5 protein-coding genes and 1 riboswitch are annotated in these 3,821 nt (G+C 68.8%); of the genes, 2 read left to right on the top strand and 3 right to left on the bottom strand.

From position 1 onward, the window contains the following. Positions 1-675 (bottom strand): aminotransferase class V-fold PLP-dependent enzyme (locus tag QK444_RS33880; RefSeq protein WP_282786098.1); only part of this gene is annotated, 675 nt, incomplete at its 3' end. Positions 676-721: 46 nt separating this feature from the next. Next, positions 722-835: riboswitch (SAM riboswitch) on the bottom strand. A gap of 183 nt (positions 836-1,018) precedes the next feature. On the opposite strand from QK444_RS33880, the gene QK444_RS33875 reads away from it, so the two are divergent. Continuing rightward, on the top strand, positions 1,019-1,675 hold the full coding sequence (locus QK444_RS33875) for a biliverdin-producing heme oxygenase (protein WP_282786097.1): 657 nt from the start codon (positions 1,019-1,021) through the stop codon (positions 1,673-1,675). Positions 1,676-1,688: 13 nt separating this feature from the next. Here the strand turns inward: QK444_RS33875 and QK444_RS33870 are convergent, their stop codons facing one another. Then, positions 1,689-2,228, bottom strand: coding sequence for a flavin reductase family protein (locus QK444_RS33870; protein ID WP_029925150.1), 540 nt, complete (start codon positions 2,226-2,228; stop codon positions 1,689-1,691). Positions 2,229-2,340: 112 nt separating this feature from the next. Further along, positions 2,341-2,814: a YbaK/EbsC family protein gene (locus QK444_RS33865; RefSeq protein WP_282786096.1), complete on the bottom strand. Its 474-nt coding sequence runs from the start codon at positions 2,812-2,814 to the stop codon at positions 2,341-2,343. Between the two features lie 136 nt (positions 2,815-2,950). On the opposite strand from QK444_RS33865, the gene QK444_RS33860 reads away from it, so the two are divergent. Next, positions 2,951-3,772 carry a crotonase/enoyl-CoA hydratase family protein gene (locus QK444_RS33860; RefSeq protein WP_282786095.1) on the top strand — a complete coding sequence of 274 codons (822 nt, stop codon included), beginning with the start codon at positions 2,951-2,953 and terminating at the stop codon, positions 3,770-3,772. The last annotated feature ends 49 nt before the right edge of the window (positions 3,773-3,821 follow it).

Below are 3,821 nucleotides of genomic sequence, written 5' to 3'. Positions count from 1 at the left end.
GGGGGCGTAGAGCTTGTGGCCGGAGAAGGCTACATAGTCGATATCGCTGGCGCACAGGTCGATCCGCCGGTGCGGGGCCAGTTGGGCGGCGTCCACCAGGATGCGGGTGCCGCACTGGTGCGCGATCCAGGCCAGTCGCTCGATCGGCAGCAGCTCCCCGGTCACATTGGACGCACCCGTAATGGCAAGCAACGCAGCGGGTTTGCTGCACAGTTCGGCGACGACGCGCTGAATGGTCTCCTCGATGGTGTCGGCGGCCCGTACCACGCGCCGCCCGTGCCGGGTCCACGGGAGGAAGTTGGCGTGATGTTCGATATCCAGCACCACGGTGTCGCCGGGGACGCAGGCGGCCAGCAGATTCAGCGAGTCGGTGGTGTTGCGGGTGAAGATCACGCACTGGTCGTCGGCAGCATTCACGAAGCGCGCCACCGTCTTTCGCGCGGATTCGTAGCAGTCGGTGGAGATGCGGGAGGCGTAGCCCGCGCCGCGGTGCACGCTGGCGTAGTAGGGCAGCAGATCCCGCACCCGCTCGGTGACCCGCTCGAGCGCGGGCGCGCTGGCGGCGTAGTCGAAGTTGGCGTAGGCGGCGGTGCCGCCCTGTACGAGCGGCACCCGCAGATCGCATCCGGAGACGGTGGCGAGGGCGGCGCAGCTCTGGTCGGCGAAAGCAGTCATGACGAAATCCCGTCGGCTCAGGGACTCGTGATCGTGAGGTGATCGGAGTCCGCGCTTGCCGTGTTCGTATGAATCACGGCCCGGTCGTCACCCGGAGCACCCCACCGCGGAGGAGGGTTGCCGACCAGCTAGCCGGGGCTTAGCGCTGGTACTCATGACCTGATTGCAGAGGTTGGCAGACGGGCGCGGAACTTGTCAACCCCGCGCCGAGAATCATCCGAAAGTTGGATCGGGTGGGCCGCAAAGTAGGAACCGGGGGTTCGCCGGGGCCGGTAATCTCGACTGTGAAGTTAGGGTAGCCAAAGTATGGGCGGCCCAGGATCGACAACGAGGGAGCACGACCATGCTGGACACCGCGACGCCGTTTTCGACCCTGATCCGCACCGCGACCGAGCAGCAGCACACCGAGGCCGAACACTCCTCGTTCATGCGCGACATGCTCACCGGCACCCTCGGTGTGCGGGCGTTCTACCGCTACACCGCCCAGCTGTGGTTCGTCTACGAGGCGCTGGAGCGGCATTCCGCCGACCTCGCCGCCGACCCCGTCGCCGGACCGTTCGTGCGCCCGGAACTCGCCCGCCTCGCCGCCCTGGAAACCGACCTCGCCCATCTCGGCGGCCCGGACTGGCGCGACGACCTGCGCCCCCTGCCCTCGACCCGCGCCTATGCCGACCGCATCGCCGAATGCGCCCGGGACTGGCCGGCCGGATACGTCGTTCACCACTACACCCGCTACCTGGGCGACCTCTCCGGCGGCCAGGTCATCCGCGGCACCGCCGAAAAGCTGTGGGACCTGCCCAAGAAGGGCGACGGCGTGCGCTTCTACGTCTTCGACCGGATCGGCAACCCGGCAGCCTTCAAACGCGAATACCGCGAACTCCTCGACGCCCTGCCCATCGGCGGCGACGACACCGAGCGCGTACTCGACGAAGCCCGCCGCGCCTTCGCCATGAACACCGACATGTTCGGGGAACTGGCCGAGGAATTCGCCCGCGACTGACCGGCGGCCTGAGTCAGCGCAGGGGTTCGGGGCGGTGGTAGCCGCCGTTGTAGTAGAGCAGGGGGGCGGCGCTGGGTTCTTCCTCGGCGTCGTCGTGGACGCGGGTGACCAGGCCGACGACCAGGGTGTGGTCGCCGATGGGGATGAGGCGGTGGATGGCGGCGCGGACCCAGATGGGGGTGCCGTGCAGGACCGGTTCGCCGGTGTCGAGGGTGGTCCACAGGGAGCGGTCGGTGAAGCGCTGGGCGGCGGCGCGGCTGAAGCGCTGGGCGATGTGGCGCTGGTGTTCGCCGAGGAAGTGCACGACGACGGATTCGGCGTGCAGCAGGGCGTCGATGCTGGAGGAGGTCTCGGCGATATTGAAGGTGATCAGGGGCGGGTCCAGCGATACGGAGGCGAATGAGGTGGCGGTGAAGCCGACCGGCCCGTTGTCGGACATGAGCGTGACGACCGTGACGCCCGCCGGATAGTGACGCATGGCGGCGCGATACTGGTGAGCTGCGATACCGCTCAGATCATCGGGGACCCGTAGCTCGGATGGAGAATCGGTCACATAGGCAAGGTACGCCCCGAGCGCCCGAGGTATTCCGGTTGCGCTCGAGTCGAACGGAACACCGGTCGCGCGCGGGACGGCCGAGCCGAGCCGGAGCGCGGGGCCGCCGGATTCAGTCGACGTCGATGGCCAGTCCCGCCGTGATCCGCACCAGTTCCCCGAATGTGGTGCGGAACAACGTATTCGGATGCCCGCCCGCCGCCCACAGCTCCGGATGCCCGGCGAGCGCGTTGTCGATGTAGGTGGGGAGATTGACGGGATGGCCCACCGGAGCCACCCCGCCGATCGGCTGGCCGGTGACCTCCCGCACCATGGCGGCGGGAGCCCGGGTCAGCGCGCCCTCCAGCCGCTTGCCGGTGCGATCCAGATGCACCTGGTTCGCGCCGGAGACCAGCAGCAGCACCGGATCCTCGTCGAGCAGGAACACCAGCGATGTGGTGATGGCGCCCACCGGCACCCCGAGCGATGCGGCGGCGGCCTGCGCGGTGTGGGTCGGTTCGGCCTGGGTGATGATCACGCCGTGATGGCCGCGCGCGATCAGCGTGTCGGAGACCTTGGCAGCGACGGGCGGTAGGGACCTGCGCATGGCACCAGGGTAGAGCGGTTGCGGTGAATGTGCGGGGGGATCGGCAGCGGTGCGGAAACCGGTGCGGCGCATCGGATTCAGCCCCGCCGCAATGCTGCCCTGTCGGCCCGCCGCCGCCCCCCGATACGCTGGGCGAATGACTGAATGGAAGGCTTTCACAGTCGAGAGCAAGGACCGGGTGGCGCAGGTCACCCTGACCGGACCCGGCAAGGGCAATGCCATGGGACCGGACTTCTGGCACGAGCTACCGCTGATCTTCGGTCAGCTGGACGCCGACCCGGAGGTGCGGGCCATCGTCCTCACCGGTTCCGGCAAGCACTTCTCCTACGGCCTGGACCTGCCCGCCATGAGCCCGCTGTTCGGTCCGCTGCTCGGCGAGCGCGCGTTGGCCGCGCCGCGCACCAACTTCATGAGGCACATCCGCGAGATGCAGGCCGCGGTGACCGCGGTCGCGGACTGCCGCAAGCCCGTCATCGCCGCCGTCTCCGGTTGGTGCATCGGCGGTGGGCTGGATCTCATCGCCGCCGTGGACGTGCGGCTAGCCAGCGCCGAGGCCAAGTTCAGCCTGCGCGAGGCCAAGGTCGCCATCGTCGCCGACATCGGCTCGCTGCACCGCCTGCCCGGCATCATCGGGGAGGGCCACGTGCGCGAGCTGGCGCTCACCGGCAAGGACATCGACGCCGCCCGCGCCGAGAAGATCGGCTTGGTCAACGACGTGTACCCCGACCAGGACGCGGTGCTGGAGGCGGCACATGCCATGGCTCGCGAGATCGCCACCAATCCACCGCTGGTGGTACAGGGCATCAAGGATGTGCTGGACCAGCCCAAGGCGGGCCGCGTGGCCGACGGCCTGCGCTACGTCTCCGCCTGGAACGCCGCCTTCCTGCCCTCGGAGGACCTCACCGAGGCCATCCAGTCGGTGTTCGAGAAGCGCGAGCCCGAATTCCGGGGCAGGTGATCGGCTGACCTGCGGAGCGAGACCGCCTGTCCGGCAGCTGGTCTCGGCC

It is taken from the genome of Nocardia sp. CC201C (genome assembly GCF_030010695.1).
In the GTDB taxonomy this organism is placed as follows: domain Bacteria; phylum Actinomycetota; class Actinomycetes; order Mycobacteriales; family Mycobacteriaceae; genus Nocardia; species Nocardia otitidiscaviarum.
Note: the sequence above shows the minus strand (reverse complement) of the source record. Positions and strands in the feature narration are given on the sequence as shown.

What these genes read in the sequence shown, in the direction of transcription:
- QK444_RS33875 (WP_282786097.1), top strand. Translation starts at nt 1,019, where the DNA reads ATGCTGGACACCGCGACGCCGTTTTCGACCCTGATCCGCACCGCGACC.
- QK444_RS33860 (WP_282786095.1), top strand. Translation starts at nt 2,951, where the DNA reads ATGACTGAATGGAAGGCTTTCACAGTCGAGAGCAAGGACCGGGTGGCG.
- QK444_RS33865 (WP_282786096.1), bottom strand. Translation starts at nt 2,814, where the DNA reads ATGCGCAGGTCCCTACCGCCCGTCGCTGCCAAGGTCTCCGACACGCTG.